The organism is Enterobacter sp. SECR19-1250, assembly GCF_013391025.1.
Lineage (GTDB): Bacteria > Pseudomonadota > Gammaproteobacteria > Enterobacterales > Enterobacteriaceae > Enterobacter > Enterobacter cloacae.
Genome location: NZ_JACASJ010000200.1, coordinates 1 through 3,727 on the forward strand (window position 1 = coordinate 1; position 3,727 = coordinate 3,727).

The following is a 3,727-nucleotide window of genomic DNA, read 5'->3' on the forward strand; positions in this document are numbered from 1 at the left end:
CGCGTATGACAGGATACGGAGGACGGTTGTGGCGCACGTATTCGGTGAACGCACGTTGGCCACGCTGGAGCGTCTTCTGAGCCTGCTGTCGGCCTTTGAGGTCGTGGTATGGATGACGGATGGCTGGCCGCTGTATGAATCACGCCTGAAGGGAGAACTGCACGTTATCAGCAAGCGATATACGCAGCGCATTGAGCGGCATAACCTGAATCTGAGGCAGCATCTGGCAAGGCTGGGCAGGAAGTCACTGTCGTTCTCAAAATCGGTGGAGCTGCATGACAAAGTCATCGGGCATTATCTGAACATAAAACACTATCAGTAAGTTGGAGTCATTACCAAGATTGCAACATGAAGCCTGTCGGTATTGACAATTTTATACTCTTCAAGAAAGTTTAACATGCAACGGGTAGAGTTGCGTGCCAGAAATTCATTATCCCAATAGTCACCGTTCCAGGTGAGCGAAATATCATGATTGTTTTCTTTATAGTCTCCAGTTAGAGATTCGGAGTCCGTTCTGAAGCAGTTGGCCTGTTTTTTATAGACAGGTTTAAGTGACAGGTACTTACTAAGATCGAGATAAAATGCCATGTCATCAGTAATGAATACGTTCTTGTTTGGTTCGTAGTTGAGAGATTTAATATAATCGAAAGTGATATCTTCGCGGCAAAAAACAACTAACTTATCAATGTTGTTGGTGAGTAAATCGCTATACCCTCTGATTGTCGACGGCATTATTATTACTTTATGAAATTTTCCAATATTATTCTGGATAAAATCACGACCTTCAGAATACAATCCTTCTATGAGGTTTCCTCCGCCGCCAAAAATTAAAATATCAGTATCAGAACTGTAGCGCTCGCCATCTCTGTAAGGGGTATAGGTAAGAGCATTTCGTTCGAAAAAGTCATACGTCGCAGATGCAATTACACCATCGCCAGCATTACCAGGGTTTGCCTTATAGACAAATCGATGAGATGGATGATAGGATTTTAGAAATAAATCAAGTTTTAACTCTGCGTTGGTCATTTTTTGTCCTATTTAACAAAAGCTACCGATTGCTATCTTATTCTACTTCAACTCACTCATTATTATAGAAAAGTCTAGGTTACTAAGGAAAGGTTACAATGAAGAAAGTTCTTATAATGACGCCGGACATTGAGGGGCCTGTCCGTAACGGCGGCATTGGTACTGCTTTCACTGCTCTTGCCACTACTTTGGCAAAAAAAGGGTATGATGTCGATGTATTGTATACATGTGGTGACTATTCGGAATCGTCTGTATCAAAATTTAGCGACTGGTCACGTATTTATAGTACCTTTGGTATCAATCTGCTAAGCACCGGACTGGTAAAAGAGATTAATATTGATGCACCTTATTTTAGAAGGAAAAGTTATTCAATTTTGCTCTGGTTGAAAGAAAATAATATCTATGACACTGTTATTTCTTGTGAATGGCAGGCAGATCTTTATTACACTTTGTTAAGTAAAAAGAATGGCACTGGTTTTGAAAATACGAAGTTCATTGTAAATACTCACAGTTCAACGTTATGGGCTGATGAAGGTAATTACCAGCTCCCATATGATCAGAACCATCTTGAACTCTATTATATGGAGAAAATGGTGGTTGAAATGGCGGATGAGGTTGTTAGTCCGTCTCAGTATTTAATTGATTGGATGTTGAGTAAACACTGGAATGTTCCTGAAGAATGCCATGTAATTTTAAATTGTGAGCCATTTCAAGGGTTTGAGGCGAGAAGTGATGTTATAGTTAAAACAAATGAAAAGCCAGCTTCTGGCGTTGAGCTTGTATTTTTCGGTCGACTTGAAACCCATAAAGGGCTTGACATATTCCTCCGCGCATTAAGAAAAATATCTGACGAAGATAAAGAGACCGTCTCTGGTGTAACCTTCCTCGGAAAAAATGTTACTATAGGGAAAACTGATTCATTTACTTATATTATGAATCAGACTAAAAATTTGGGACTCGCAGTTAATATCATCAGCGATTATGATCGTACCAACGCTAACGAATATATAAAAAGAAAAAATGTATTAGTCATCATCCCATCGCTTGTAGAAAACTCCCCCTATACTGTTTATGAATGCTTGATTAATAACGTTAATTTCCTCGCCTCAAATGTTGGTGGAATTCCAGAACTTATTCCGCAGGAACATCATGCGGAAGTTCTATTTACTCCGACACCTGTTGATTTATACGAAAAAATTCACTATCGCTTAAAAAATATAAATATCAAACCAGGGCTTACTGAATCACAAGACAATATTAAAGAAGCTTGGTTTGCCGCAGTTGAACGGAAAAAAAACTGCGCATTCAAGAAAATCGATGAATCTAACAGCCCGTTAGTTAGCGTGTGTATCACTCACTTCGAACGTCACCATTTGCTCCAGCAAGCACTCGCCTCAATAAAATCTCAAACTTACCAAAATATTGAGGTCATCCTGGTTGATGATGGAAGTACGACGGAAGAGTCTGATCGTTATTTGAATCTCATCGAGAATGATTTTAACTCTCGAGGCTGGAAAATCGTCCGTAGTTCTAATAACTATCTGGGCGCTGCAAGGAATTTGGCTGCGCGACACGCCTCCGGCGAATATCTGATGTTTATGGACGATGATAATGTGGCTAAGCCTTTTGAGGTGGAAACATTTGTTACGGCAGCATTAAACTCTGGGGCCGATGTGTTAACCACACCAAGCGATCTTATTTTTGATGAGGAGTTCCCTTCTCCGTTCCGTAAAATGACGCACTGCTGGCTTCCGTTAGGACCTGATTTAAATATCGCCAGCTTTAGTAACTGCTTTGGTGATGCTAATGCGCTGATCAGAAAAGAAGTTTTCGAAAAAGTAGGCGGATTTACTGAGGATTATGGTTTAGGTCATGAAGACTGGGAGTTTTTTGCAAAAATATCGTTACAGGGATATAAATTGCAAGTCGTCCCAGAACCTCTATTTTGGTATAGAGTTGCAAACTCCGGCATGTTGTTAAGTGGAAATAAGACTAAAAACAACTACCGTAGTTTCCGTCCATTTATGGATGAGAATGTTAAATATAATTATGCAATGGGGTTGATACCTTCCTACCTCGAGAAGATTCATGAGCTTGAGAGTGAAGTGAGTCGGTTGCGCAGCATCAATGGCGGTCATTCTGTTAGTAACGAGTTACAGCTTTTAAATAATAAGATTGATGGTCTTATTTCTCAGCAGAGAGATGGTTGGGCCCATGACCGCTTTAATGCTCTGTATGAAGCAATTCATGGGTTGATACCTTCCTACCTCGAGAAGATTCATGAGCTTGAGAGTGAAGTGAGTCGGTTGCGCAGCATCAATGGCGGTCATTCTGTCAGTAACGAGTTACAACTTTTAAATAATAAGATTGATGGTCTTATTTCTCAGCAGAGAGATGGTTGGGCCCATGACCGCTTTAATGCTCTGTATGAAGCAATTCATGTCCAGGGCGCAAGACGAGGCACCAGTCTGGTTCGCCGGGTGGCCCGGAAAGTGAAGTCAATGTTAAAATAAAATAATATGCGGGGCCCAAAAGGGCTCCGCGAAAATAATGTTAACTTTCAGCGAATTTTAATTGTTCAGGAGCACTCAGTTCACCCCCTGATATCAGAGTATTTTTATCCCGCCATCAATACCTGAACTCTTTCATCCGTCATTCCGCAGCTAATTCCAGAATTTAAATAGCGTGATCTGGCGATCAG

At 40.7% G+C, this 3,727-nt stretch carries 2 protein-coding genes and 1 pseudogene; 2 read left to right on the top strand and 1 reads right to left on the bottom strand.

Translation table 11 applies throughout. The features are described from left to right. A pseudogene (locus HX884_RS25600) lies at positions 1–322 on the top strand (IS1-like element IS1X2 family transposase); the annotation flags it as partial. On the opposite strand, the gene HX884_RS25605 reads toward HX884_RS25600, so the two are convergent. Beyond that, entirely contained in the window at positions 316–1,026 is a 711-nt protein-coding gene (locus HX884_RS25605) for a polysaccharide pyruvyl transferase family protein (protein ID WP_256737197.1), read from the bottom strand. The pseudogene HX884_RS25600 and the gene HX884_RS25605 overlap by 7 nt on opposite strands. 98 nt (positions 1,027–1,124) lie before the next feature. Here HX884_RS25605 and HX884_RS25610 point away from each other — a divergent pair, with 98 nt between their 5' ends. Further along, a complete protein-coding gene (locus tag HX884_RS25610) occupies positions 1,125–3,539 on the top strand; it encodes a glycosyltransferase (protein WP_256737198.1) in 2,415 nt (804 codons plus the stop codon). Positions 3,540–3,727: the final 188 nt, after the last annotated feature.

Coding starts and splice junctions, on each gene's coding strand:
- HX884_RS25610 (WP_256737198.1), top strand. CDS start 1,125: ATGAAGAAAGTTCTTATAATGACGCCGGACATTGAGGGGCCTGTCCGT.
- HX884_RS25605 (WP_256737197.1), bottom strand. CDS start 1,026: ATGACCAACGCAGAGTTAAAACTTGATTTATTTCTAAAATCCTATCAT.